Annotated in this window: 20 protein-coding genes; 12 read left to right on the top strand and 8 right to left on the bottom strand. The window is 66.7% G+C overall.

What is annotated here, in order from left to right:
• The first annotated feature begins 166 nt into the window (after positions 1-166).
• Both guaB and CVM50_RS14230 read left to right on the top strand, forming a co-directional pair.
• Positions 167-1,615, top strand: coding sequence for an IMP dehydrogenase (gene guaB / locus CVM50_RS14235; protein WP_085888052.1), 1,449 nt, complete (start codon positions 167-169; stop codon positions 1,613-1,615).
• A 232-nt stretch (positions 1,616-1,847) separates the two neighbouring features.
• On the top strand, positions 1,848-2,801 hold the full coding sequence (locus CVM50_RS14230) for a sugar-binding transcriptional regulator (RefSeq protein WP_085888050.1): 954 nt from the start codon (positions 1,848-1,850) through the stop codon (positions 2,799-2,801).
• Positions 2,802-2,924: 123 nt separating this feature from the next.
• Here the strand turns inward: CVM50_RS14230 and CVM50_RS14225 are convergent, their stop codons facing one another.
• Positions 2,925-3,851, bottom strand: coding sequence for a carbohydrate kinase family protein (locus CVM50_RS14225; protein WP_085888048.1), 927 nt, complete (start codon positions 3,849-3,851; stop codon positions 2,925-2,927).
• Between the two features lie 754 nt (positions 3,852-4,605).
• On the opposite strand from CVM50_RS14225, the gene CVM50_RS14220 reads away from it, so the two are divergent.
• From CVM50_RS14220 to CVM50_RS14210, 3 genes are all read left to right on the top strand, one after another.
• On the top strand, positions 4,606-6,018 hold the full coding sequence (locus CVM50_RS14220; protein WP_085888047.1) for an FAD-binding oxidoreductase: 1,413 nt from the start codon (positions 4,606-4,608) through the stop codon (positions 6,016-6,018).
• Complete coding sequence (locus tag CVM50_RS14215) at positions 6,018-7,181, top strand: RsmB/NOP family class I SAM-dependent RNA methyltransferase (RefSeq protein ID WP_085888045.1); 1,164 nt, start codon at positions 6,018-6,020, stop codon at positions 7,179-7,181. The genes CVM50_RS14220 and CVM50_RS14215 overlap by 1 nt, the downstream gene beginning before the upstream one ends.
• A gap of 126 nt (positions 7,182-7,307) precedes the next feature.
• Complete coding sequence (locus CVM50_RS14210) at positions 7,308-9,695, top strand: ATP-binding response regulator (protein ID WP_085888043.1); 2,388 nt, start codon at positions 7,308-7,310, stop codon at positions 9,693-9,695.
• Positions 9,696-9,737: 42 nt separating this feature from the next.
• Here the strand turns inward: CVM50_RS14210 and CVM50_RS14205 are convergent, their stop codons facing one another.
• Positions 9,738-10,337 carry a sulfotransferase family protein gene (locus tag CVM50_RS14205; RefSeq protein ID WP_085888539.1) on the bottom strand — a complete coding sequence of 200 codons (600 nt, stop codon included), beginning with the start codon at positions 10,335-10,337 and terminating at the stop codon, positions 9,738-9,740.
• A gap of 191 nt (positions 10,338-10,528) precedes the next feature.
• On the opposite strand from CVM50_RS14205, the gene recA reads away from it, so the two are divergent.
• The 4 genes from recA (at position 10,529) to CVM50_RS14185 (ending at position 15,732) form a co-directional block, all read left to right on the top strand.
• On the top strand, positions 10,529-11,605 hold the full coding sequence (recA, locus tag CVM50_RS14200; RefSeq protein WP_085888041.1) for a recombinase RecA: 1,077 nt from the start codon (positions 10,529-10,531) through the stop codon (positions 11,603-11,605).
• A 273-nt stretch (positions 11,606-11,878) separates the two neighbouring features.
• Positions 11,879-14,533 (top strand): alanine--tRNA ligase, encoded by a 2,655-nt coding sequence (gene alaS / locus CVM50_RS14195; RefSeq protein WP_085888039.1) that lies wholly within the window; start codon positions 11,879-11,881, stop codon positions 14,531-14,533.
• Between the two features lie 11 nt (positions 14,534-14,544).
• The gene (locus CVM50_RS14190) at positions 14,545-14,838 is read left to right on the top strand and encodes a DUF1330 domain-containing protein (RefSeq protein WP_085888037.1); all 294 of its coding nucleotides are present in this window, start codon (positions 14,545-14,547) and stop codon (positions 14,836-14,838) included.
• Positions 14,839-14,949: 111 nt separating this feature from the next.
• Complete coding sequence (locus CVM50_RS14185; RefSeq protein ID WP_085888036.1) at positions 14,950-15,732, top strand: pyrroline-5-carboxylate reductase family protein; 783 nt, start codon at positions 14,950-14,952, stop codon at positions 15,730-15,732.
• 78 nt (positions 15,733-15,810) lie between these two features.
• On the opposite strand, the gene typA is transcribed toward CVM50_RS14185, so the two are convergent.
• Positions 15,811-17,625, bottom strand: coding sequence for a translational GTPase TypA (gene typA / locus CVM50_RS14180; protein WP_085888034.1), 1,815 nt, complete (start codon positions 17,623-17,625; stop codon positions 15,811-15,813).
• 71 nt (positions 17,626-17,696) lie between these two features.
• Entirely contained in the window at positions 17,697-18,485 is a 789-nt protein-coding gene (locus CVM50_RS14175) for a GNAT family N-acetyltransferase (protein ID WP_157792189.1), read from the bottom strand.
• Between the two features lie 82 nt (positions 18,486-18,567).
• Between CVM50_RS14175 and CVM50_RS21395 the strand changes: the two genes are divergently transcribed.
• Positions 18,568-18,759, top strand: coding sequence for a hypothetical protein (locus CVM50_RS21395; protein ID WP_143515605.1), 192 nt, complete (start codon positions 18,568-18,570; stop codon positions 18,757-18,759).
• Between the two features lie 13 nt (positions 18,760-18,772).
• On the opposite strand, the gene ssb is transcribed toward CVM50_RS21395, so the two are convergent.
• Positions 18,773-19,318, bottom strand: a complete 546-nt coding sequence (gene ssb / locus CVM50_RS14170; RefSeq protein WP_085888030.1) for a single-stranded DNA-binding protein — start codon at positions 19,316-19,318, stop codon at positions 18,773-18,775.
• Between the two features lie 292 nt (positions 19,319-19,610).
• On the opposite strand from ssb, the gene CVM50_RS14165 reads away from it, so the two are divergent.
• Positions 19,611-20,246: a lytic transglycosylase domain-containing protein gene (locus CVM50_RS14165; RefSeq protein WP_085888029.1), complete on the top strand. Its 636-nt coding sequence runs from the start codon at positions 19,611-19,613 to the stop codon at positions 20,244-20,246.
• A 229-nt stretch (positions 20,247-20,475) separates the two neighbouring features.
• Positions 20,476-20,961: a hypothetical protein gene (locus tag CVM50_RS14160; protein WP_085888028.1), complete on the top strand. Its 486-nt coding sequence runs from the start codon at positions 20,476-20,478 to the stop codon at positions 20,959-20,961.
• A gap of 95 nt (positions 20,962-21,056) precedes the next feature.
• On the opposite strand, the gene CVM50_RS14155 is transcribed toward CVM50_RS14160, so the two are convergent.
• The 3 genes from CVM50_RS14155 to CVM50_RS14145 all read right to left on the bottom strand — a co-directional run bounded on the left by CVM50_RS14155 (position 21,057) and on the right by CVM50_RS14145 (position 25,462).
• On the bottom strand, positions 21,057-23,141 hold the full coding sequence (locus CVM50_RS14155; protein ID WP_085888026.1) for a dipeptide ABC transporter ATP-binding protein: 2,085 nt from the start codon (positions 23,139-23,141) through the stop codon (positions 21,057-21,059).
• Positions 23,142-23,208: 67 nt separating this feature from the next.
• On the bottom strand, positions 23,209-24,405 hold the full coding sequence (locus CVM50_RS14150) for an ABC transporter permease (protein WP_085888024.1): 1,197 nt from the start codon (positions 24,403-24,405) through the stop codon (positions 23,209-23,211).
• Between the two features lie 13 nt (positions 24,406-24,418).
• Positions 24,419-25,462: an ABC transporter permease gene (locus CVM50_RS14145; RefSeq protein ID WP_085888022.1), complete on the bottom strand. Its 1,044-nt coding sequence runs from the start codon at positions 25,460-25,462 to the stop codon at positions 24,419-24,421.
• Positions 25,463-25,476 lie beyond the last annotated feature (14 nt).

Here is a 25,476-nt window from a genome sequence, read left to right as displayed (position 1 = left end):
GCAGTCCCGACATGGGCGCCTCGAACGGGCCGATGCCCGGGGCCGTCGGAACCGCCTCTTCGCATGCCCGTCATGCAAGGTCCGCAGGGGCATGATTTCGCCTTTCCCCTGCGTCCGAGACATGTAATAGGGAGGCGCCAAGTGATCTTGTCCATGGAGTGACCCGATGGAGATTCGCGAGGCTCTCACCTTCGATGATGTTCTTCTAGTTCCGGCGGCCTCGTCGGTCCTGCCCAGTACCGCGGATACCAAGACCCGCGTCACCAAGCGGATTTCGATGAACATCCCGCTGCTCAGCTCGGCCATGGATACCGTGACCGAGGCGCGCATGGCCATCACCATGGCGCAGGCCGGCGGGATCGGGGTGATCCACAAGAACCTCGACCTGGAAAAGCAGGCGCAGGAAGTGCGCCGGGTGAAGCGGTTCGAAAGCGGTATCGTCTACAACCCTGTCACCCTGACCCCGGATCAGACCCTGGCAGACGCCAAGGCCCTGACCGAGCGGTATGGCTTCACCGGCTTCCCGGTGGTGGATGAAAACCACAAGGTGGTCGGCATCGTCACCAACCGCGACATGCGTTTTGCCCAGAAGGACGAGACGCCGGTCAAGGTGATGATGACCAAGGACAACCTGGCCATCCTGCACGAGCCCGCCGACCGCGACCGCGCCATCGACATGATGCGCGAACGCCGGATCGAGAAGCTGTTGGTCACGGACGGGACTGGCAAGCTTACCGGCCTGCTGACACTGAAGGACACCGAGAAGGCCGTGCTGAACCCCACGGCCTGCAAGGACGACCTGGGCCGCCTGCGCGTGGCCGCAGCCACCGGCGTGGGCGACGCGGGGTTTGAACGCTCCGAGGCGCTGGTCGACGCGGGCGTGGATATCCTGGTGATCGATACCGCCCACGGCCACAGCGCCGGCGTGGTGGATGCCGTGGCACGCGCCAAGGCGCTGTCGAACGAGGTACAGATCATCGCCGGCAACGTCGCCACCGCCGAGGCGACCAAGGCGCTGATCGGCGCCGGCGCGGATGCGGTGAAGGTCGGCATCGGGCCGGGCTCTATCTGCACCACCCGCATGGTTGCGGGCGTGGGCGTGCCGCAGCTGACCGCGATCATGGATTGCGCCAAGGCGGCGGGCGACGTGCCCGTGATCGCCGATGGCGGCATCAAGTTCTCGGGCGACTTCGCCAAGGCCATCGCCGCGGGTGCCAGCTGCGCCATGGTCGGCAGCATGATCGCTGGCACCGACGAATCCCCGGGCGAGGTGATCCTCTACCAGGGCCGGTCGTTCAAATCCTACCGCGGCATGGGCTCCCTGGGCGCCATGGCGCGCGGCTCGGCCGATCGCTACTTCCAGAAGGATGCGGCCAGCGACAAGCTGGTGCCGGAAGGGATCGAGGGGCAGGTGCCCTACAAGGGGCCGGCCGGCGCCGTGATCCATCAACTGGTCGGTGGCCTGCGTGCGGCCATGGGCTACACCGGCTGCGCCTCGGTCGAGGAGATGCGCGCGAACTGCCAATTCGTGAAGATCACCAACGCGGGCCTGTCGGAAAGTCACGTCCACGACGTGCGCATCACCCGCGAAAGCCCGAACTACCGCGTCGGCTGAGGCGCGACCTCACAGACAATATCCCGGAAGGGCCGGTTGCGCAGGCGCGCACCGGCCCTTTTTTATTAGGAATGGCAGGGAGTTATACAGCTGACGCCCGTTTGTCGACTATGCGCTCTGAGGCAGAGCAACCTGTGGTGTCCTGCACAGCTAATGTCGCCGGTAAGCCTTTGCACTTTGTACGAGTATACAGCATTGTGCCGCCGGGGACAAAATTTGACTGAAGGGTACCATGGGGACGGGACACGCAGAGGACGGGGATCGCGCGCGCGATGATGATGCGGCGCGGGCGGCTTGGCTATATTATCGTGGCGGGATGCGGCAGGATCGGATCGCGCGTGAAATGGGGATTTCTCGCCAGCGCGTGCAGCGCCTGGTGGCACGTGCAACGCAGGAGGGGCTGGTCCAGGTGCGGGTCGAGCATCCGATCTCCGCTTGCGAGGAACTGCAGCGCGATCTAGCCGCGCGTTTCGGGCTGGCGCTGGTCAGGGTGGCGCCGGGGCTGGGCGAGGGCGCTGACCCGGTCGCGGCCATCGCGCCCTTTGCTGCCCAGGTGCTGGAGCGGATCCTGGCGGATGAGACGCCCCAGGTCGTGGGACTTGCCTGCGGCAAAGCCATGAACGCCATGGCGGAGGAAATGCACAGCATGGACGCGCGCCACCATCGGCTGGTGTCCCTGGTTGGAAATGTCGCTCCGGATGGGGCGGCGGGGTTCCACGAGGCCCTGATGCGTGTCGCCGAACGGGTTGGTGCCCCGCCGCATCTTCTGCCTGTGCCGCTCATGGCGCGTGAGGCGGGGGAGGTGGCCCAGTACAGCCAGATGCCCCATGTGCGCCAGGCCCGGGATCTGGTCGCCACGGCTGGCACCGCCTTCGTCGGGGTTGGCGTCATTGCCGCGCCACTGCCCTTGGCCGACAGCCTGACCCCGTCGGATGTGGAGAGCCTGAGGGCGTCGGGTGCGGTCGGAGAGCTCTGCGGTCATGCTTTCGATGCCGAAGGCCGCTATATCGACCATCCCTGCAATCGCCGCATGTTGAGCATCCGCATGCCGCTTGGCCGCACGCGGGTGATCGGCCTGGCGGCGGGCCCCAACAAGGTCGCCCCGCTGAAGGCGGCGCTGCGGGGCGGGCTGTTGCAGGGGCTGGTGACCGACGAGGCGACGGCGCGCGCGCTGCTCGACCACTGAACCGATCATCGCCCCAAGGAAGCGGTGAATGTTCAGAAAGAACAAGCGCCTTTGCGGGCGCGCAGGTGACCGAGCTTGTCATTTCCGGCCGAAATGCCGGAAATGACAACAGGTCGGGATCTGTCAGTCGAGCTCGGATCGCCAGGGCGGGTTTGCGCCGGCCCGAGAGACGGTGACGGCGGCGACCCGTGCGCCGAAGTCGAGCGCCGCGCGCAGATCGGTCTCGTCGATCGCGGCCAGGTCGTCCTTGCTGAGCCGGCCGCGCGCGGAAAGCTCGGCAAGGACACCGGCGTTGAAGGTATCCCCGGCGCCCACGGTATCGACCATCTCGGCGGTGCGGGCCGGCACCTGGAGCTCGCCCCCGGCGTGGAAGGCCTCGGCCCCGCGCGCGCCCCGCGTCAGGATCACCAGCGCGCCGGTCTGCGCCTGCAGGGCGCGGGCTTTCTCGCTGGAGCCTTGGGTCCCGGGCTGAAGCCAGTCCAGGTCCTCGTCCGAAATCTTGATGATATCGGCCTGGCCGAGCATCCGGTCCATGCGATCCCGGAAGGCGGCCTCGTCGCGAATGAACCCGGGGCGGATGTTCGGGTCGACCATCACCACGCGGTCCGCGCATTCCCGCGCGCAGAGGGTCGCGTAGGTCTCCGCCCCAGGTTCGACCGCGAGGGAGATCCCCCCGAAATAAAGCGCCTCGCAGGTCTCGGGCAGCGCTGGAAGGTCCTCCGGCGCAATCATGCGGCCGGCAGAATTTTCGTCGTGAAAACTGTAGCTTGCACTGCCTTCCTGAAGTGTCACATAGGCCATGGTGGTGGGCCGATCGGCGCGGATCAGGCGGGTGGTGTCGACCCCCGATGCGCCCAGGGCCTCCTTCAGCCGCTCTCCGAAGGGGTCGGTCGAAATGCCGGAGATCATGCCGACCTCGGTGCCCAGGCGGCCGAGGGCGATGGCGGTGTTGAAGACGGCACCGCCAACGTGGGGCACGTAGGCGTCCTGGCCGTCCTTTGTCTTGGCGGGGATCATGTCGATCAGGGCTTCGCCACAACAGATCAGCATCGGCGGGTCCTCCTCCGGGATGGGTGTTTCGCGGGCAGGCATACGGTATTCCGACGCGCGGGGCGAGAGAAAGCGTTATCGCTACCAAGCCGGGTCATCCCCACTCGGGAGAAGCCTGTGGATAACTCTGGGGATGGGCTGGTATGTTTTGCGGCCCCGACGTGGAAAAGGCTGGCGGAACAGGGGGCTTGGGCGGATCTTGCCTCCGCTGCGGTCGCCATTTTTCAGACTGAACGAGGTGACGGCGCCTTGCTGGAAATGTCCCAATTGCAATCTGTTGTGGCGACAAGCTGTCGCTCCGCGTGAAGCTATGCGGGTCGGCGCTGTTTGACTGGTGCCGCCGGCCTGGATCTGTGGACGGTCGCGGGATCGAGATGTGGAGACAAGGTGGATATGTTTTTCGCGGCCCTGGAAAAGGTTTAACGGTGGAAAGTGCATCAACTTGTCGAGCCGGTGGATACGGTCGCGGAAACGGGAAAAGGCGGTGGTGCTTGATGGAATTTGTTAGATATGAGATTTAAGTATATAAAATATATAGAAAAAAGTATCATTGCGGATTTCTTGGGGCGCGCGCCACTCTCCGGTCCGGGTCGGTGCGCGACCGTGGGGCACGCGCCCCTGGCGGCTCGGCGCGGGCGGTCCCGCTTGCCTCCCCCCGGCGGGCGGTTTAGGGGAAAGGCCTCTGATCCCGCGCGCAGGCGGCCTGGCCCGCGACTGCGCCCGGTAGATCGTTTGCGCAGCGCAGGAGGCTTTGATGACCCAGACGGTACAACCGCGTGAAACCGCAATCGCCACCGTGCACGCGACCCTGGCCGAGGCCTTCGGCGACCGGATTCAAACCGGCGCTGCGATCCGTGCGCAGCACGCCAACACGGCGACGGGCCGCGGCACCCAGGCCCCCGACATGGTGGTCTGGCCGGAAAGCACTGAAGAGGTGTCGCTGATCCTGCGGACCTGCTGGGCTCAGGGCGTGCCGGTCATTCCCTTCGGCGCGGGCTCCTCGCTGGAAGGGCAGCTGAACGCGCCCCAGGGGGGGGTGTCCCTGGACATGAGCCGCATGGCCGCCGTTCTGGAAACCCACCCCGAGGACCTGCTGGCCGTGGTGCAGCCAGGTATCACCCGCAAGCGCCTGAACGAGGAGTTGCGGGCCACCGGCCTGACCTTCCCCATCGACCCCGGCGCCGACGCTTCGGTCGGTGGCATGTGCGCCACCCGGGCGTCCGGCACCAATGCCGTCCGCTATGGCACCATGGCCGACAACGTGCTGGCGCTGGAGGTGGTTCTGGCCGATGGCACCGTCATCCGCACAGGCTCGCGTGCGGCGAAATCCTCCGCCGGGTATGATCTGACACGGCTGATGATCGGCTCCGAAGGGACCCTGGGGGTCATCACCGAGGCAACCTTGCGCCTGCGCGGCATTCCGGAAACCGTTCTGGGGGGCATCGCGGCCTTCCCCGATCTCGACAGCGCCGTCTCCGCCGTCATCCTGCTGGTTCAGATGGGGCTGGACATCGGCCGTGTGGAGCTGTTGGACGCCATGCAGATCCGCGCCTGCAATGCCTATTCTAAGCTGGACCTCGAAGAGACCGTGACACTGTTCTTTGAATGCACGGGCACCGAGGTCGTGGCGCAGGACACCGCCGAAACCTTCGCCGAGATCGCCCGCGATGCCGGGGCGACCCATATCGACTGGTCGACCGATCCCGATACCCGCAACAAGCTGTGGGCCGCGCGCCACGATAGCTACTGGGCCGCGCTGGCGCTGCGACCGGGCTGCAAGGGACTGGTCAGTGACGCCTGCGTACCGATCTCTGCCCTGGCCGAGAACATCTCCGCCGCCCAGGCGGACCTGGAGGCCAAGGGGCTGATCGGCACCATCCTTGGCCACGTGGGTGACGGCAACTTCCACGTCGTTCTGATGACCGACCCGGAGGATGCGGAGGAGGCCGCGCGGGTCGAGGACTTCCTGCATGCGATCACCCTGCGCGCTCAGGCGGCGGGGGGCACCTGCACCGGCGAACACGGGATCGGGCAGGGCAAGATGGGCGCCCTGGCCGAGGAGGTCGGCCCCGCGCTGGTCGCCATGCGTGCGGTGAAGGCGGCGCTGGACCCCAAGGGTATCCTGAACCCGGGCAAGATCTTCGCCATGACCGACGGGGCCGCCTGATGCAGCCCGCCGCCCGCATCGCCGCCGCCGCCGAGATCCTCGACCGCGTACTGGAGGGGGAGGCCGCCGAGAAGGCGCTGACCTCCTGGGCGCGGGGCGCCCGCTTTGCCGGGTCTAAGGATCGCGCGGCGATCCGGGACCACGTGTTCGACGCGCTACGCTGCATGGGCTCCTTCGCCGTGCTGGGCGGCGCGCGGACAGGGCGCGGCTTGATGGCTGGGATGCTGCGCGACGCCGGGCAGGACCCGGCAGAGGTCTTCACCGGCGAGGGGCATGCGCCGGCGCCGCTGACCGAGGCCGAGACCGGGCAGAGTCTGAGCGACGACGAGGCCGCCTGGGCCGACATCCCCGACTGGGTCCGCCCCGATTTCGAGGCTTCTTTGGGCCTGGATGCCCTGGCCGTGGCCAAGGCGCTGCGCGCCCGGGCCCCGGTGCAGATCCGGGTGAACCGCCGTCTGTCGACCCGCGGTGCCCTGCAGGCGGAGTTGGCCGACGAGGGCATCACCGCGCAGCCGATGGAGCTGGCCCGGGCCGCGTTGGAAGTCACGGAGGGGGCCCGCAAGCTGCAACGCACCGCCGCCTACGAGGATGGCCGGTTCGAGATGCAGGATGCGGGCAGCCAGGCCATCTGCGAAGCGGTGCCGGTCGCCGACGGGCAGCGGGTGCTTGATTACTGCGCGGGCGGCGGCGGCAAGTCGCTGGCCCTCGGCGCCCGGGCCGAGCTGCGCCTGCACGCCCATGACGCGGCGCCCCAGCGGATGAAGGACCTGCCGGCCCGCGCCCGGCGTGCGGGCCTGCGTGTGACCCTGCTGGACAGCGATGATCTGGCCGCTCATGGCCCCTTCGATCTGGTCTTCTGCGACGTGCCCTGTTCCGGCAGCGGCGCATGGCGACGCGCGCCTGAGGGCAAGTGGCGCCTGACCCGGGACCGGCTGGAGGAGTTGACGGCGATCCAGGCGCAGATCCTCGATACGGCCGCGCCCTTGGTCGCCCCGGGGGGGCGGCTGGCCTATGCGACCTGCTCGCTCTTTGATGCCGAGAACGCCGCGCAGATCCGTGCCTTCCTGGAGCGCACGCCCGGTTGGCGGCAGGACAGCGAACGACGCCTGACACCGCTGGACGGCGGTGACGGCTTCTACGTATCGCAACTATTGCGCGACTAATGTCCCATCCCTGTGCGGCTTGCGGGCGTGTTCTGCCCGGCGCGGCGACGTTACTCTGGGTCCTGTTAACCATCGCTTAAATCCTGCCGGCGCAAGCTGCGGGGGCGTTTGGCGACAGGAGGCAAGGTGGCCCAGACCGGCTTGGCAGCGGAACGGACGGAGCTGGCCCGGCGTGCCCTCGGCGCGCGGGCGCCGCTGCTGTTCGGGCTCAGCTTGGTTTTCGTCATCGTCGCCGTCGTGGTGCCCGACCCGATCCTGACCCTGGCCTTCCTGTTGAGCGGGGTGAGCCTGGCCCTGGTGCTGGGCTGGCTGGCCTTCTGGCCACAGCAGGCGCAGGCCGCGGCGCCGCAGGGGGCTGCCATGCGGCACGGCGTCCGCGCTTCCGTCGAGGCCGTGCTGGAAAACGACCCCGCCTCGGTCCTGATCACCGGCCCGGAAAACGATCTTCTCTTCGCCAACCGTGTTGCCCGCGACATGCTGCCCGGTGGCACGGCCGAGACGCTGGAGGCGGCGCTGGAGCCACGCCTGGAACAGCCGGCGGCCGTGCTGCGGCGCCTGCGGATGGAGCTGCAGGATCGAAGCTCCGTGCGTGAGGACCTGGTGGGCCGGGTCGGGCACCTGCGTCTCAGCGCACAGGTTCTGGACAGGGCGGAGGGGCGCGCTGCGCATCGTATCCTCTGGCGCCTGGAGGAGCTGGGCGGCCCCCTGGCCGCGGAGGGCGGCGCGCTGCCGATGCTGTCGCTGGGGCGGGGCAACGCGGTGCTTTACATGAATGACGCAGCGCGCGCGCTGGCCGGCGGCCGGGTGCAGCACCTGGAAGACCTGGTGATCGAGGGGCCGGAGGATCCGGAGCGCGCCGAGGGGCGCGTGGTGATCCGCACCGCTAGCGGCACGGAAGAGCGGTTCCTGCGCTCTGCTCCCCGCGTCGGCGGCCGGCGCGAGGTGCTGCTGCTGCCCGCCGACCGGGCGCAGCCCGTGGCGCGGGGCAGCGAGCTGATCTGGTCCATGGTCGACGCCCTGCCGGTGCCGATCCTGCGCCTGTCGGTCGAGGGGGAGATCGAGCTGGCCAATGCCGCCGCCTGCCAGTTGCTGTCCATCGGTCCGCGCCCCGACGCGGTGCTGGGGGAGTTGATGGAGGGGCTGGGTCGGTCGATCCCGGAATGGCTGGCCGAGGCCGCCGGGCAGCCGGTGGACGGGCAGAGCAAGCCGCACTCGGAGTTCCTGCGTCTGTCGCATTCCGATCGCGAGGTCTTCGTTCAGGTGGCGGTGAAGCCGGTGCCACACGAGGGGCGCAACGCGCTGATCGCCGTACTGTCGGACGCGACCGAGCTCAAGACGCTGGAGGCGCAGTTCGTCCAGAGCCAGAAGATGCAGGCCATCGGCCAGCTGGCCGGGGGCGTGGCGCATGACTTCAACAACCTGCTGACCGCGATCACCGGCCATTGCGACCTGCTGCTGCTGCGCCACGATCCGGGGGATCCGGACTACGCCGACCTCATCCAGGTCAACCAGAACGCCAACCGCGCCGCGTCCCTGGTCGGGCAGTTGCTGGCCTTTTCGCGCAAGCAGACCCTGCGGCCTGAACCGCTGGACCTGCGCGACACGCTGTCGGATCTGACCCATCTGCTGAACCGCCTGGTGGGGGAGAAGGTGACCCTGTCGCTCAGCCATGATCCGCTGCTGCCGCAGATCCGGGCGGACAAGCGGCAGCTGGAACAGGTGCTGATGAACCTGGTGGTCAACGCCCGCGACGCGATGCCCGAGGGGGGAGAGATCCGCATCCAGACCGAGGTGCTGCACCTCGACGGCGAAATGCGCCGCGACCGCGCCGTGGTGGCGCCCGGGGATTACGTCCAACTGCGGGTCAGTGACACCGGCCACGGCATTCCGCCCGACAAGCTGCCGAAGGTGTTCGAGCCCTTCTTCACCACCAAGCGCGTGGGCGAGGGCACCGGGCTGGGCCTGTCGACCGCCTACGGGATCATCAAGCAGTCGGGCGGTTTCATCTTCATCGACAGCACCCCGGGTGAGGGCACCTGTTTCACGCTGCTCTTCCCCGCGCGGGAGGCGGAGGCGTCGTGCGATGTGGCCCCTGCCGGACCGGCCGAGGCGGAGATTCCCGCGCGGGCCGAAGGCGTGGTTCTGCTGGTGGAGGACGAGGCGCCGGTGCGTGCCTTTGCCGGCCGGGCCCTGCGTTTGCGCGGCTATGACGTGCTGGAGGCCGAAAGCGGCGAACAGGCGCTGGAGGTGCTGGCCGCCACCGACCGCGACATCGGCATCTTCGTCACTGACGTGATCATGCCCGGCATGGACGGGCCCAGCTGGGTGCGCGAGGCGCTGAAAACCCGGCCCGGCACGCGGGTGGTCTTCGTCTCCGGCTATGCCGAGGACAGTTTCGCCGACTCGGCCCGGCGCATCCGCGGGTCGGTCTTCCTGCCCAAGCCGTTTTCCCTGGCCGAATTGACAGAAACGGTGCAGCGCCAGTTGGCGCGCGGCGCCGTGTCGGGCGACTGACCGGGCCAGGCAGGGGCTGTCCGGGCGGTTCGCCTGCCGGCGTCAGCGGACGGGAATGCTATCGTAGAGCGCGAATTCCTCGGCCTGCTTGCGCCGCAGCTTGGCCTCCACCTCGGGCGACAGGGCCAGGTCCATCTCGGGGGATACATTCTCTCGCGCCGTCTCGATCCGGGTCTCCAGTCGCTCTTCCAGCCAGGCACGCAGCCCGGCCTGATCCTCGTAGCGAAACAGCTTCGTGGCACAGGTGCCGTTGCCGGCGGGTTCCAGGAACTTGGCCTGGCTGCCGACATTGGCAAAGCCCGGGCGCTGGCCCTGGCAATAGCCCTCGACGAAATCGTCGAAGCTCAGATCATGGGTGGCATTGGGTTTGCCGGCCATGAAGGGCCGCTGACGGAACCGATACCAGGAGCCGAGCCAGGAGATCGGCTCGCGCACCACGGCCAGAATCTCCAGATCCTCGGCCACGAACTTCTCCAGCATGGGCCGGAAGAAGCGATTGTAGCGATAGACGGGGGCGTGTTTCAGCTCGGGCGGATTCGACACCAGGATGTCGGCCAGCGGGCCCAGGGCGGATTCGTAGGCGGTCGTTCCGGTCTTGGGCACCGACAAGAACACCAGCCGGGCCTTGGAAAATACCATCATTTCAACCCCCTTGGCCATCCCGACCCCTGCATTCGCGACCGTAAACTACTCCTTAACCCTGGCTTCGCAAAGTCGGATCCTGAAGAATTCGATTGAAATGTTCTCTTTTTGCCCCCATACAGTGAGGAACAAGAGGCGAACATAAGCGCTCATTGCTGCCCCAGGCAGGGTGTGAAATAAGGAAGCAGAGAATGGCAACGGCAGATCTACTCTCCATGAACTCCAAAAAAGACCCCAACAAGCAGAAGGCGCTGGATTCGGCGCTGTCCCAGATCGAACGCCAGTTCGGCAAGGGCTCGATCATGAAGCTGGGGGGCAAGGACGCCATCCAGGAGATCGAGGCCACGTCGACCGGCTCGCTGGGCCTCGACATCGCGCTCGGGATCGGCGGCGTGCCCAAGGGGCGCATCGTCGAGATCTACGGGCCCGAAAGCTCGGGCAAGACGACGCTGACGCTGCATTGCGTGGCCGAGGAACAGAAAAAGGGCGGCGTCTGCGCCTTCGTCGACGCCGAACATGCGCTGGATCCGGGCTATGCCCGCAAGCTGGGCGTCGACCTGGACGAGCTGCTGATCTCGCAGCCCGACACTGGCGAACAGGCGCTGGAGATCACCGATACGCTGGTGCGTTCGGGCGCCGTCTCCATGGTCATCGTCGACTCGGTTGCGGCCCTGACGCCGAAGTCGGAACTGGAAGGCGACATGGGCGACAGCTCCGTCGGTGTCCACGCCCGCCTGATGTCCCAGGCGATGCGCAAGCTGACCGGCTCGATCAGCCGCACCAAGTGCACGGTGATCTTCATCAACCAGATCCGCATGAAGATCGGCGTGATGTTCGGCAGTCCCGAGACCACGACGGGCGGTAATGCGCTGAAGTTCTACAGCTCCGTCCGCATGGACATCCGCCGCATCGGCGCGATCAAGGACCGTGACGAGGTGGTCGGCAACTCCACCCGCGTCAAGGTGGTGAAGAACAAGGTGGCGCCGCCGTTCAAGCAGGTGGAATTCGACATCATGTATGGCGAAGGCATCTCGAAGACCGGCGAGTTGATCGATATGGGCGTGAAGGCCGGCGTGGTCGAGAAATCGGGCAGCTGGTACAGCTACGGCGATGAACGGATCGGGCAGGGGCGTGAGAACGCCAAGACCTTCCTGAAGGAAAATCCCGACATCTCCTTCGAGATCGAGGACAAGATCCGCGCCGCCCACGGGCTGGAGTTCGGGGAGAAGTTCTCCGAGGATGACGATGGCGACGTGATGGAGGGCTGAGGCCCGCCGTCAGAACGACCTGGTAGAGAGCGGCCACCGGGGCCGCTCTTTGCGTTTGCGGCCCTGGTGTCTGTGGAAGGTCGCGCACCGCACGCCGGGGGGCTGACCCGGCGGGCGCAATGTCTGAAATGCCGTTGTCCCGGCCCGTGCCCGCAGGGAAGGCGCGCGTCGCCTGTCAAATCCGCGCGCGCGTCCCCGGGGGCGGTAGACACTGCCCCCTGCGCCCGTTAAATCGACGGAACCGTCAGGCAACCGGGACAAGGGCCGCCAAGAATGAAGACGCTGAACGAGATCCGCTCGACCTTCCTGAACTACTTCGAGAAGCAGGGACATACGGTTGTACCCTCCTCGCCGCTGGTTCCCCGGAATGACCCGACGCTGATGTTCGCCAACTCCGGCATGGTGCAGTTCAAGAACTGCTTCACCGGGGTTGAGCATCGCGACTACACCCGAGCGACGACCGCGCAGAAATGCGTCCGTGCCGGTGGCAAGCACAACGACCTCGACAACGTCGGCTATACCGCGCGCCACCACACCTTCTTCGAGATGCTGGGCAACTTCAGCTTCGGTGACTATTTCAAGACCGAGGCCATTCCCTTTGCCTGGGAACTGGTGACCAAGCATTTCGACATCTCGCCCGAGCGTCTCTACACCACCGTCTATCACACCGATGACGAAGCCTATGAGCTGTGGAAGAAGATCGGCGTGCCGGAAAGCCGGATCATCCGCATCGATACCTCCGACAACTTCTGGCAGATGGGTCCGACCGGCCCCTGCGGCCCCTGTTCGGAGATCTTCTTCGACCATGGTGACAAGTTCTGGGGTGGCCCTCCGGGCAGCCCGGAGGAAGACGGCGACCGTTTCATCGAGATCTGGAACATCGTCTTCATGCAGAACGAGCAGTTCGAGGACGGCTCGATGCGGGCGCTCGACATGCAGTCGATCGATACCGGCATGGGGATCGAACGGGTGGCCGCACTGCTGCAGGGCACCAACGACAACTACGGCACCGACCTGATGCGCGCGCTGATCGAGGCCTCGGCCAATGCGACCAGCAGCGACCCCGACGGGCCGGGCAAGACCCATCACCGGGTGATCGCCGACCACCTGCGCTCCACCTCATTCCTGATCGCCGACGGGGTGATGCCGGGCAATGACGGGCGCGGCTACGTGCTGCGCCGCATCCTGCGCCGCGCGGCGCGCCACGCGCACCTGCTGGGCGTGCAGGATCCGCTGATGTACCGCCTGGTGCCGGAACTGGTCCGCCAGATGGGCGAGGCCTATCCCGAGCTGCGTCAGGCGCAGCCGCTGATCGAGGAAACCCTGAAGCTGGAGGAAACCCGTTTCCGCCAGACCCTCGACCGCGGGCTGAAACTGCTGGATGAGGAACTGACGGGCCTGCCCGAGGGCGCCGAATTGCCCGGTGCCTCGGCCTTCAAGCTCTATGACACCTATGGCTTCCCCCTCGACCTGACGCAGGACGCGCTGCGCGAGCAGGGCCGCACCGTTGATACCGAAGGCTTTGACGCCGCCATGGCCGAGCAGAAGGCCAAGGCCCGTGCGGCCTGGGCCGGCACCGGCGAGGCCGCCGACCAGGCCGTCTGGTTCGACATCGCCGAAACCCATGGCGCCACCGATTTCCTGGGCTATGACACCGAAACCGCCGAGGGCCAGATCATCGCCGTGGTTAAGGACGGTGCTCAGGCCGAGGCCGCCGAAACGGGGGAGAGCGTGACCCTGGTGCTGAACCAGACGCCGTTCTATGCCGAAAGCGGCGGCCAGGTGGGCGACACCGGCGAGATCCGGACCGAGGGCGGTCGCGTGCGCATCACCGACACCCGCAAGATCGAGGGCGTCTTCCTGCACATCGGCGAGGTCGTCGAGGGCCAGGTGAAGAAGGCCCAGTCCGCGATCCTGGAAGTGGATCACGCGCGCCGCTCGAAGATCCGCGCCAACCACTCGGCCACCCACCTGCTGCATGAGGCCCTGCGCGAGGCGCTCGGCGCCCATGTGGCGCAGCGTGGTTCGCTGAACGCGCCGGAACGCCTGCGCTTCGACTTCTCCCACACCCAGGCGGTCACTCCGGAGGAGCTGGCGCGCATCGAGGCCCAGGTGAACGCCTTCATCCGTCAGAACACGGCGGTCGAGACCCGCATCATGACCCCGGATGACGCCCGCGCCCTGGGCGCCCAGGCGCTGTTCGGTGAGAAATACGGTGACGAGGTGCGCGTCGTTTCCATGGGCCAGGCCGACACCGGCAAGGGCCAGGACGGCAAGACCTGGTCGATCGAGCTCTGCGGGGGCACCCATGTGACCCGCACCGGCGACATCGGCGCCTTTGCCCTGACCGGCGAAAGCGCCAGCTCGGCGGGTGTGCGTCGGATCGAGGCCCTGACGGGCGAGGCGGCCCTGGCCGAGCTGCGGGGCCGCGACGTGACCCTGTCGACCATCGAGGGCCTGCTGAAGGCCCAGGGGACCGAGGCGGTGGACCGCGTGAAGTCCCTGATGGAAGAGCGCCGCAAGCTGGAAAACGAAGTGGCCCAGCTGAAGCGCGAGATCGCCATGGGCGGCGGCGGTTCGGGTGGTGGCGCCGAGGCCGAAGAGGTCAATGGCGTCAAGTTCCTGGGCCAGGCCCTGCAGGGCGTCTCGGGCAAGGACCTGCGGGCGCTGATCGACGCGCACAAGCAAAAGCTGGGCTCGGGCGTGGTGCTGCTGGTGGCCGAGGATGACGGCAAGGTGGCCGTGGCCTGCGGCGTCACCGACGATCTGACCGACAAGGTCTCGGCGGTGGACGTGCTGAAGGCCGCCGTTCCGGCCGTGGGCGGCAAGGGCGGCGGGGGCCGTCCCGACATGGCCCAGGGCGGCGGCAAGGACTTTGCCGGTGCGGATCAGGCGCTGGCCGCGGGCCGCGCCGTGTTGGAAGCGTAAGGAGAGAGACGATGCCCCAGGCTTACTGGATTGCCCATGTGCATGTGACCGACGAAGAGGCCTATGGCCGCTACGCCAAGCTGGCCGGCCCCGCCATCGCCAAGCATGGCGGCAAGTTCCTGGCCCGTGGCGGCCGCTACACCTGGCTGGAAGGCAACGAGAAGTCGCGCAATGTCGTCGCCGTCTTCCCCTCGCTGGAAGAGGCCGAGGCTTGCTACCACGGCCCCGACTACCAGGAAGCCCTGAGCCATGCCCGCGGCGCCTCGGAACGCGACCTGATGATCGTCGAGGCCTTCGAGGAGTGATCCTCCGGGCCCGGCCCGATCATCGAGAGACCCAGAAAAGCTGCGCCCCGGGCGCGGCTTTTTTCGTTTGCACCCTCCTGCTACGCTTGGGGCGAGATAGAAGAGGGCACCATGCTGTCAGAGATCACGGTCGGCGTCATCGGCACCGGGCAATTGGGGCGCGCCATGGCGCAGGGGCTGTTGATGGGCGGCTTACCCGGATCAAATCTTTGGCTGGCCAATCGTAGCGGCGCCCCGGTCACGCTGGAGGGGGGCGCTGCGGTCACCCAGACCACCGACCTGGCAGCCCTCGGCGCGGCCTGCGACGTGGTGGTGCTGGCGGTGCCGCCCGCCGTGGTACCTTCCCTGTCGCTGGAACTGCGCGACCGGCTGGTCCTGTCGGTGGTGGCGGGGCTAACGCTCGACGGGATGCGGCACGCCACGGGCGCCCACCGGGTGATCCGGGCCATGTCCAACCCGGCGGCGGAGCGGCGGTTAGCCTATACCCCCTGGGTCGCGGGCGGCGCCGTCACCGCTGAGGACCGGGCCACGGCCACGGCCATCTTTGGTGCCATCGGCGTCACGGATGAGATCACCGATGAGGCCCATATCGACGATTTCACCGCCCTGACCGGCCCGGTGCCGGGCTTCGTCGCCTATTTCGCCGACAGCATGATCCGCCATGCCACGGCCCAAGGCATCCCCGAGGAGATCGCGACCCGTGCCATTCGCCAGTTGTTCCTCGCCTCGGGCCAGATGCTGAAGGAGGGGGCCACGCCCGCCGGGCAGGTGCAGGAGATGGTGGACTACGCCGGCACCACCGCTGCCGGTCTGACCCATCTGCGCCGGGGCGGGTTCGATGCGGCCCTGTCGGAGGCGCTGCTGGCAGCCACGGAAAAGGCGCGGACCATCTGATCCGCGCCTCTCCAATATCCGAAAGCTGAAAATACTCTCGCCGAAGGCATGGCCGCGCTGAGGCGCGGCCAGACCCGATCAGGACTTCGCGGCGCGCTTGCGCTCATGCGGGTCCAGGAACCGCTTGCGCAGGCGGATCGCGTTCGGCGTCACCTCGACCAGTTCGTCGTCGTTGATGTAGGCGATGGCCTCTTCCAGCGACAGGGTGATTGGGGTGGTCAGGCGCACCGCGTCGTCGGTGCCCGAGGCCCGCACGTTGGTCAGCTTCTTGCCCTTCAGCGGGTTCACTTCCAGGTCGTTCTCGCGGCTGTGCTCGCCGATGATCATGCCCTGGTAGACATCTGCCTGGGCGCCGATGAACATGCGACCGCGATCTTCGAGGTTCCACAGCGCATAGGCCACGGCCTGGCCGTTCTCCATCGAGATCAGCACGCCCGCGCGACGGCCCGGGATCGGCCCCTTGAAGGGCGACCAGGAATGGAACACGCGGTTCAGCACGCCGGTGCCGCGGGTGTCGGTCAGGAATTCGCCATGGTAGCCGATCAGCCCGCGCGACGGCACATGGGCGATGATCCGGGTCTTGCCGGCGCCCGCCTGCTTCATCTCCACCAGGTCACCCTTGCGGGCGCCGGTCAGCTTTTCGATCACCGCGCCGGAATATTCGTCGTCGACGTCGATGGTGGCTTCCTCGATCGGCTCCATCTTCTGGCCGTCTTCCTCGCGCAGGATCACCTGCGGACGGGAGATCGACAGCTCGAAGCCTTCGCGGCGCATGTTCTCGATCAGCACGCCCATCTGAAGTTCGCCACGGCCTGAAACCTCGAAGGCCTCGCCACCGGGGGTGTCGGCGACCTTGATCGCGACATTGGTCTCGGCTTCCTTCATCAGGCGGTCGCGAATGACGCGGGACTGCACCTTCTTGCCGTCACGACCTGCCAGCGGGCTGTCGTTGATGCCGAAGGTCACGGTGATGGTCGGCGGGTCGATCGGCTGGGCTTCCAGCGGCTCGTCCACGGCCAGGGCACAGATCGTGTCGGCCACGGTCGCCTTGGTCATGCCGGCGATGCTGACGATGTCGCCCGCGATGGCTTCCTCGATGTCCTGCTGCATCAGGCCGCGGAAGGCCTGGATCTTGGTGACGCGGAACTGTTCGACCTTCTGGCCGATGCGGGAGATCGCCTGCACGGTCTGACCGACCTTCAGCTTGCCGGATTCCACGCGGCCGGTCAGCATGCGGCCCACGAAGGGGTCGGCGCCCAGGGTCACGGCCAGCATGCGGAAATCGTCGTCCTGGTGCGCCTGCTGCTTGGGCTTGGGCACGTGGTTGACGATCAGGTTGAACAGCGCGTCCAGGTTCTTGCGCGGGCCGTCCAGTTCATTGTCGGCCCAGCCGGAGCGGCCGGAGGCGTACATATGCGGGAAGTCGAGCTGATCCTCGTTCGCATCCAGCGCCGAGAACAGGTCGAAGACCTCGTCCAGCGCGCGGTCGGGTTCGGCGTCGGGCTTGTCCACCTTGTTCAGCACCACGATCGGACGCAGGCCCAGGGCCAGCGCCTTGGAGGTCACGAACTTGGTTTGCGGCATCGGGCCTTCGGCGGCATCGACCAGCAGGACCACGCCGTCGACCATCGAGAGGATCCGTTCCACCTCGGCGCCGAAGTCGGCGTGGCCAGGGGTGTCGACGATGTTGATGCGGGTGTTCTTCCATTCGACCGAGGTGGCCTTGGCGAGAATGGTGATGCCGCGCTCGCGTTCCAGGTCGTTGCTGTCCATGGCGCGTTCGGCAACGGCCTGGTTGGCGCGGAAGGCGCCGGATTGTTTCAGCAGTTCGTCAACGAGCGTGGTCTTGCCGTGGTCGACGTGGGCGATGATGGCGATATTGCGCAGATCCATGTGGGGTCCTCTTAGGGTCTCGCGCAGGCCCTAGCCCGGTATGGCCAGAAAAGAAAGGCCCAAAGCGGGGATCAGCCGAGACAGCGGCCAAGCGGTGCAGAAAACCGGCTATGGAACCAGGTGTGGCCCGTATCCATGACATGGGCGCCGCTGCCCAGCTTGAACCGCAGCAGGCCCGGGGCACGGTCGCGATCCACCGGGCCGAGGTCCAGCCGCGTGATGCCCCGCGCCGCCAGCCAGCGCATCGCGGTCCACAGCAGCATGGTGTGCGCCGACAGGCGGCGGCCCGCCTCTCCGCTCCATCCGATGTGGTAGCTGGCGCCGGGGGCGTGAAGCAGGAAAAGCATGGCGGCGATCGCCTCGCCGTTCCAGGTCGCCGTGAACAGTCGCGTCTCCGGCCAGTTGAGGGCGAAGGCGGGGGGCAGGGCGCGATAGCTGCGCGCGCGCTGCTGTGCGGCCTCTGCCGCCAGCAGCCAGTGCTGGGGATTGCGGGGCAGGGGGCCGTGCCGCAGGCGCAGCCCGGCCTTGTCCGCCCGGTTCAGGCGGTTGCGCCATTTCTGGGCCAGCCCGGCGCGTTGCCGGCCTTCGTCTTGCAACAGGGCCAGCACCGCCCGCGATTGCGGCGTCATCACCCGGATCGCGCCGCTGCCCATGAGGGCGGCATCCATTGCGGCATCGCCGGCCGAGATCAGGGCCGGGCCGGGCAGGGGCCGAAGCTCAGGCAGGACGGCGGGGTCGGGCAGCCACAGGATGCGCATCGGTCCCAGCCGGCGGGTCACAACCAGGGCCCCATCGGGGCGCCGGGAAACTCCCGCGCCGATCTGGGCCAGCGTCGTGGCGTAATGCGGGTGACGGTGCATCCGCCAGGCACCTGTGTCCTCTGGGGCGGAGGGAGTTGGGGACGCAGGGGGGGCCTGCGCGGCAGGGGGGCGGGCGTGCAGCATGACCCATGTTAAGGGCGTGAAAACCTATCTCAGGGTTAATGGCGGGATGAAACCGCGCGCCCGATCCCCAACGTCCCTGCCCGAAACGCAACAGGGCCGCCCGACGTGGCGGGCGGCCCTGCTGGTGTTTCTGTGTCTGGCGCCGCCGGTCTGGCTGGCGCTGACCCTGGCCGAGGCGCTGTGGCGCTAGGCCGGGGGGCGGATCAGAACGGGATCTCGTCGTCCAGGTCGCTGTTGCGGCCACCGCCGCCGCCACCCGAGCCACCGGACCCGCCGCCGAAGCCGCCACGGTCGTCGTAGCCGCCACCGGCGCCACCGTCGTAACCGCCGCCGCCACCGCCGTAGCCGCCACCCTGGCCGCCACCGTAGCTGCCGCCACCACCGCCGCCGCCTTCACCGCGACCGTCGAGCATGGTCAGCTCGGACTGGTAGGGGCGCAGCACGATCTCGGTCGAGTAGCGGTCCTGGCCGGACTGGTCCTGCCACTTGCGCGTTTCCAGCTTGCCCTCGATGTAGACCTTCGAACCCTTGCGCAGATACTGCTCGGCCACGCGGACCAGCGGCTCGGAAAAGATGGCGACCGAATGCCATTCGGTGCGTTCGCGGCGTTCGCCGGTGTTGCGGTCCTTCCAGTTCTCCGACGTGGCGATCCGCAGGTTGCAGACCTTGCCGCCGTTCTGGAACGACCGCACTTCGGGGTCGCGCCCCAGATTGCCGATCAGGATGACCTTGTTGACGGAACCTGCCATGGTGCGTCTCCCCTCGTGTTTCGTACTGTCCCGGGGAGCGTACCCCGCATTGGGGCCCCGAGTCAGGGCCGATGTTCAGAGCGTTACATCAAAGCGGGCGTGAAAGGGCAAGCCGCTTGCTGTGGGTGTTCGGGTTAACCCGGCGCAGGACGGCGGTGATGCCGCCGGGGCGGGCAGGCCGGCGAAGGGCAAAGAGCCGCCGCCGGGCCAGGAAAGGGGTGCAAAAACCATCCGCCGCGGCTAGGATCGCGCCGATTTATCAAGGTTTCGACAATTTCCGGAGGGATGCCGCATGTTCAGCCGCTTTCTTGCCACGCCACGCAGGCCCTCGGGACGTTCTGCCCCCCGCGCCGTGACCGTCGCAATCGGCTGTGCCTTGGCCGCCGGTCTCGCCGCACCCGCGGCGGCGGATGTCCTGGCCTCACAGGCCCGCAAGAAGCAATTCGGCGCGCAGACCCGGCTGCTGGATCAACGTGCGGCATCGCAATACGCGGCCTCGGTCCGACTGACCCCGCAGGCGATCCGCACGCCGACCAAGTGGGATGACGTGTGGGATGGCGCCTATTCCGGGCCCTACCTGGACATGGCGCGCTCCGCTGCGCAGCGCCACAACGTGCCCGAAGGGGTCTTCCTGCGGCTGGTGCAGCAGGAAAGCAACTGGAACGCCGCCGCCGTCTCACACAAGGGAGCCGTCGGCCTGGCGCAACTGATGCCGGATACGGCACGGCTGCTGAAGGTCGATGCGACCGATCCCTACCAGAACCTCGACGGCGGAGCGCGCTACCTCGCTGAGCAATATCGCGTCTTCGGCAGCTGGCCCCTGGCCCTTGCCGCCTACAACGCCGGCCCCAAGGCAGTGCAGCGGCACGGCGGCATCCCGCCCTATGCGGAAACTCAAGCTTACGTGAAGACGATCTGGGGAAGCTGATCCACTTCCCTGCAACCCGCTGGAAACAGATGGTTTTTGAGGCGCCTCATCCGGGGCGCCTCGTTGCGTTTGCGCGGTGTCGGGCCGGGGGCAGGCGGAAATTTCGGTTCTCTCCGGAACCCGGGACAGGGGGCGGTGTTGTCTCTCCACATGACGACGCCGCCGCAGACACAGCGCTCACTCAGGGCCGATGGCGGTGTCACCCAAGGAAGAAAGAAAGGACACCATCATGCGCAACGCACTGATCATTCCCGCCATCGCCGCCGCTTCCCTGACCGCAATTCCGGCCTTCGCCTACGACGGCCCGATCTCCGATATTTCCGTCGACGTGCCCGCTGGCGCCGCTGAAGAGGGCGCAGTGCCGGCCGCCTACATCGACACCATCACCGGCGACGTCGAAGCCGCCCTGCGCGACAAGTTCGACAAACCCACGGATGGCGGTTTCGGCCTGCGCCTCGAAGCCTCGGTGCTGTCCATGGAAATCGACCCGACGATGGGTACCATGGAAGGTCAGGTTGCCGTCTTTGGTGCCGACTCCGAGATCCTTGATACCTTCCTGGTCGAGCTGGAAGCCGACACCGTGGCCGGCAACACCGATCCCGAAGCCTACTACGGTCCGATGATCGAGAAGTTCGCCACGATCTCTGCGGAACATGTGGCCGACCTGCCGGTCAACGACGAGAAGTCGATCGTGGGCGAAGCCGCCGCTGACTGATAGGTCGCCTTCGCGACCAGCAGAGCAAGCTCTGTTCCGGCCCCTGCCATCGGCAGGGGCCTTTTGCGTGTCCCGGGGCCGTCAGTCCGCGGCGATTATTCCGCAGCGACCTGGATCACCGGTTCCATCTCGGCGAAATCAGCCTCGCTCAGGTGGCACTTGATCTGATGGCCGCCGAACTGGCGCATCGGGGGCACCTCACGCTCGCATAGCCCGCCCGGCACCTTGTCCTTCCAGCGGCAGCGGGTCTGGAATGGACAGCCCGGCGGCGGGTTCACCGCCGAGGGAATGTCGCCCTCCAACACCACGTGCTTCTTCCGGACCGAGGTGTCGGCAATGGGCACCGCCGACAACAGCGCCTCGGTATAGGGGTGATAGGGGGGCGCGAAGACCTCTTCGGTGGTGCCCAGCTCGACCACGTGACCCAGGTACATCACCATGACCCGGTCACTGAGATAGCGCACGATGCTGAGGTCGTGGGAGATGAACAGAAGCGTCGTCTTCTGCTCGCGCTGGATCTCCATCAGCAGGTCGGTGACGGCGGCCTGCACCGAGACGTCCAGGGCCGAGACGGGCTCATCCGCCACGACGATGCGCGCATCCCCCGCAAAGGCCCGGGCGATGCCCACGCGCTGCTTCTGCCCGCCTGACAGCTGGCGCGGCATCCGGTCGGCGAACTCGCGCGGCAGCTTAACCAGGTCCAGCAGGGTAAGCATCCGCTCGCGCCGCTCGGCCTCGTTGGCTCCCACGCCGAAGATCTCCAGCGCGCGCATGATCTGGCGGCCGACGGTCATCGAGGGGTTCAGCGTGTCGAAGGGGTTCTGGAACACCATCTGCACGTCGGCAACGGTCTTGGTGTCACGTTTCTCGATCGGGGTGTCCTGGATCTCGCGGTTGTCCAGCAGGATGCGGCCCTCGGTCGCCGTCTCCAGCCCCATCAGGACCTTGGCGAAGGTCGACTTGCCGCAGCCGCTCTCGCCGACGATGGCCAGGGTCTCGCTTTCGCGCGCCTCGAAGGTCAGGGTTTCGTTGGCCTTCACCACCTTCTTCTCGCCGCCCTTGAACAGGGCGGAGGCAGCGACCTTGTAGTATTTCTTCAGGTTCTCCATCTTCAACACAGTGCGGCCAACCTCGGCCTTCTGGTGCTGGGCGCCGACCTGCGGCGGCGCGTCCCAGTCGATTTCCTCCTGGCGCAGGCAGCGGGTCTCGTGGCGCTCATCGCCTTTGACCGGCTCCATGCGGATGTCCTGGGCATCACAGCGCCCCTCCACGAAATAGTCGCAGCGCGGGCCGAAGTTGCAGCCGGGCGGGCGTTCGTGGGGCAGGGGGAAGTTGCCGGGGATCGCCACCAGCGGCCGTTCGGTCTTTGACGCGCCGGGCAGCGGGATCGAGCGGAACAGCGCCTGGGAATAGGGATGGCGCATCTGGTCGAAGACATCCTCGATCGAGCCGCGTTCCACCGCCTCGCCGGAATACATGACGCAGATGCGGTCACAGGTCTCCAGCACCAGCCCGAGGTTGTGGGAGATGAACAGCATCGAAGTGCCGTATTTCTTGCCCAGATCCTTCACCAGCTCGACGATGGCGGCCTCGACGGTCACGTCCAGCGCCGTGGTCGGCTCGTCGAGGATCAGCAGGGCGGGTTTCGACATCAGCGCCATGGCGATGACGATCCGCTGCTGCTGTCCGCCCGACAGCTGGTGCGGAAAGGCCTTCAGGATGCGTTCGGGATCGGGCAGTTTCACGTCCTCGATCACCTGAAGTGCCCGCGCCCGCGCCTCGCGTTCCGAGATCCCCTCATGGATCACCGGCACTTCCATCAGCTGCTTGCCGATGCGCATGGCGGGGTTCAGCGAGGCCATCGGCTCCTGGTAGATCATCGCGATCTCGTTGCCGCGGATCTGGCGCAGCTCGGCGTCGGACATCTCCCCAAGGTCGCGGCCCTTGAACCTGATCGAGCCGCCAACGACGCGGCCGTTGACGCCCAGATCCTGCATCACGCCAAGCGCCACGGTGGACTTGCCGCAACCGCTCTCGCCCACCAGGCCAACGGCTTCGCCGGGGCGCACGGAGACGGAAAAATCCATCACCGCCGGGATCTCCCGCAGGCGGGTGAAGAAGGAAATCGACAGCCGGTCGATCTCCAGGATGGGTCCGTCATAGTCGGGCTTGTCGCTCATGACACCTCTCCGCGGGAACCGCCGTGTTCCCATTTGATGGCTAAAAATACTGCGGGGGCCAGCCGTCTCAATCTTTCAGACTTTCCTCGCGCAGCCCGTCGGCCAGCAGGTTCAGGCCCAGCACCATCGACAGCAGCGCGACGGCCGGCACGATGGCGGGATGCGGGTAGATCGACAGCAGCTTGCGCCCCTGGTTGATCGTCGTCCCCCAGTCGGGGCTTTCGGGCGGCAGGCCGAGACCGAAGAAGCCCAGGGTGCCCAGAAGGATGGTGGTATAGCCGATGCGCAGGCAGAAATCGACGATCAGCGGCCCGCGCGTATTGGGCAGGATCTCCCACAGCATGATGTACCAGGCACCTTCGCCCCGGGTCTGGGCGGCGGCCACGTAGTCGCGTGTCTTGATGTCCAGCGTCAGGCCCCGCACGATGCGGAAGACCGTCGGCGCATTGACGAAGACCACGGAGACGAAGACCACCAAGATACCCCCGGGGATGTTGAAGAGGTCAAGCCAGGGCGGCAGGAAGGCTACCCGTGTTTCCGGGTCCGAGATCAGCGACAGGTAGACCCAGCCCAGCACAAGGATCAGCAGCGCCAGCATCACGTTCCGCTTCGGCGGCTGGGTGCGGTAGCGCGAGTTGATAAGTACGGCGAGGAAGATGATCGGGAAGAGGAACAGCACGACCGCCATGTAGCTGGGAATGCCCGTCTGCACCATTTCAGGCGTCACCAGCAGGTAGAAAAGCAGGATGACCGGAAAGGCCAGGATCAGGTTCGCCAGGAAGGACAGTGCGCTGTCCAGCTTGCCGCCGAAATAGCCCGCCGGCAGGCCCAGCGTGATCCCCACCATGAAGGCGAAGAGCGTCGCCAGCGGCGCGATGCGGATGACCACCCAGGCGCCAGCCACCATGCGCGAGAAGACATCGCGCGCCAGGGTGTCGCCGCCCAGCAGGTAATAGGCGAATTCGCCCTCGTCGGGGCTGCGCAGGGGCGTGCCGGGTGGTTCGTTCTTCATGCCCAAGGCGGTGGACAGCGGATCATGGGTCATGATCATGTCGAACACCCCCACGGCCAGCGCCGTGTAGACCCAGAACATCACCAGTACGAAGCCCACCATGCCGATGGTATTGTCAAAGAGCTTGCCGTAAAGCCCCAGCTTGCGCTTGTAGGCGATGGACAGGGTGAAGGTCACGATCAGTGCCACCCAGACGGGGATGAAGCGGATCACGAGTTGCAGGGCGATCTGGCCCCAGGACAAAGGTTCCATGTGCCGCGCCTCCTCAGGAAATCCGGATCCGGGGGTTCAGGTAGACATAGCCGATATCCGAGATCAGCTGCGTCACTAGGACCACCAGCACCGAGACGACCGAAATGCCCAGCAGAAGGTCGATGTCATTGTTGCCCGCCGCCTGCACCAGGGCCCAGCCCAGCCCCTTGTAGTTGAACAGGGTCTCGACGACGACGACCCCGTTCAGCAGCCAGGGGAACTGCAGCATGATGACGGTGAAGGGCGCGATCAGCGCGTTGCGCAGGGCGTGTTTCAGCACGATGTTGCGGAAACTCACGCCCTTCAGCCGCGCGGTGCGGATGTATTGCGCGGTCATCACCTCGGCCATGCTCGCCCGGGTCATCCGCGCGATATAGCCCATCCCGTAAAGCGAGATGGTCAGCACCGGCAGGAAGAAATTCTCGAAGGTGGCGTTGTCCATCGCCGAGGTCGCCGTGCCCTTGAACCATTTCAACCCCACGGCGGAGGAGGCGAAGACCGCGATCAGGATCACGCCGGAGACATATTCCGGCGTCGCCGTCGTGGCGATGGAGACGGTGGACAGGGTGCGGTCGGTCTTCGATCCCTCGCGCATGCCGGCCAGCACGCCGATGATCAGCGCCGCGGGCACCATCAGCAGCATCACCCAGAGCATCAGCTTGCCGGTCATCCACAGACGCACGGCCACGATGTTGGACACGTCGTCGCGGAAGACCCGGCTTTCGCCCCAGTGGCCCTGCAGGATACCGCAGCGCGCCGGTGCCGTCTGGGCCGTCAGGTCCCCCGTGATGCAGCGCCCGGTGATGCGGTCGCCCCTGTCGTTCGTCCAGCCCGGCACCACGCCCAGCCATTCGCCGTAGCGCACCAGCGTCGGCTGGTTGAAGCCGTTGTTTTCCAGCCAGCCCGCGACCTCCTCGTCGGACATCCGGGCGTTGCCTTCGTATTTGGCGATCTTTTCCAGGTTGGGCGGAAGGTTGGTCAGGAAGAAGACGATGAAACTGAGGCAGAGCGCCGTCAGGATCATCACCCCGATCCGTCGCAGGAGGAAGAGAAGCATGGAATGTCCCTGTC

This window comes from Pseudooceanicola marinus (genome assembly GCF_002786295.1).
GTDB classification, from domain to species: Bacteria; Pseudomonadota; Alphaproteobacteria; order Rhodobacterales; family Rhodobacteraceae; genus Pseudooceanicola; species Pseudooceanicola marinus.
This window is presented reverse-complemented; position numbering and strand designations above follow the sequence as displayed.

What these genes read in the sequence shown, in the direction of transcription:
- guaB (WP_085888052.1), top strand. Translation starts at nt 167, where the DNA reads ATGGAGATTCGCGAGGCTCTCACCTTCGATGATGTTCTTCTAGTTCCG.
- CVM50_RS14230 (WP_085888050.1), top strand. Translation starts at nt 1,848, where the DNA reads ATGGGGACGGGACACGCAGAGGACGGGGATCGCGCGCGCGATGATGAT.
- CVM50_RS14225 (WP_085888048.1), bottom strand. Translation starts at nt 3,851, where the DNA reads ATGCTGATCTGTTGTGGCGAAGCCCTGATCGACATGATCCCCGCCAAG.
- CVM50_RS14220 (WP_085888047.1), top strand. Translation starts at nt 4,606, where the DNA reads ATGACCCAGACGGTACAACCGCGTGAAACCGCAATCGCCACCGTGCAC.
- CVM50_RS14215 (WP_085888045.1), top strand. Translation starts at nt 6,018, where the DNA reads ATGCAGCCCGCCGCCCGCATCGCCGCCGCCGCCGAGATCCTCGACCGC.
- CVM50_RS14205 (WP_085888539.1), bottom strand. Translation starts at nt 10,337, where the DNA reads ATGATGGTATTTTCCAAGGCCCGGCTGGTGTTCTTGTCGGTGCCCAAG.
- recA (WP_085888041.1), top strand. Translation starts at nt 10,529, where the DNA reads ATGGCAACGGCAGATCTACTCTCCATGAACTCCAAAAAAGACCCCAAC.
- alaS (WP_085888039.1), top strand. Translation starts at nt 11,879, where the DNA reads ATGAAGACGCTGAACGAGATCCGCTCGACCTTCCTGAACTACTTCGAG.
- CVM50_RS14190 (WP_085888037.1), top strand. Translation starts at nt 14,545, where the DNA reads ATGCCCCAGGCTTACTGGATTGCCCATGTGCATGTGACCGACGAAGAG.
- CVM50_RS14185 (WP_085888036.1), top strand. Translation starts at nt 14,950, where the DNA reads ATGCTGTCAGAGATCACGGTCGGCGTCATCGGCACCGGGCAATTGGGG.
- typA (WP_085888034.1), bottom strand. Translation starts at nt 17,625, where the DNA reads ATGGATCTGCGCAATATCGCCATCATCGCCCACGTCGACCACGGCAAG.
- CVM50_RS14175 (WP_157792189.1), bottom strand. Translation starts at nt 18,485, where the DNA reads ATGCACCGTCACCCGCATTACGCCACGACGCTGGCCCAGATCGGCGCG.
- CVM50_RS21395 (WP_143515605.1), top strand. Translation starts at nt 18,568, where the DNA reads ATGACCCATGTTAAGGGCGTGAAAACCTATCTCAGGGTTAATGGCGGG.
- ssb (WP_085888030.1), bottom strand. Translation starts at nt 19,318, where the DNA reads ATGGCAGGTTCCGTCAACAAGGTCATCCTGATCGGCAATCTGGGGCGC.
- CVM50_RS14165 (WP_085888029.1), top strand. Translation starts at nt 19,611, where the DNA reads ATGTTCAGCCGCTTTCTTGCCACGCCACGCAGGCCCTCGGGACGTTCT.
- CVM50_RS14160 (WP_085888028.1), top strand. Translation starts at nt 20,476, where the DNA reads ATGCGCAACGCACTGATCATTCCCGCCATCGCCGCCGCTTCCCTGACC.
- CVM50_RS14155 (WP_085888026.1), bottom strand. Translation starts at nt 23,141, where the DNA reads ATGAGCGACAAGCCCGACTATGACGGACCCATCCTGGAGATCGACCGG.
- CVM50_RS14150 (WP_085888024.1), bottom strand. Translation starts at nt 24,405, where the DNA reads ATGGAACCTTTGTCCTGGGGCCAGATCGCCCTGCAACTCGTGATCCGC.
- CVM50_RS14145 (WP_085888022.1), bottom strand. Translation starts at nt 25,462, where the DNA reads ATGCTTCTCTTCCTCCTGCGACGGATCGGGGTGATGATCCTGACGGCG.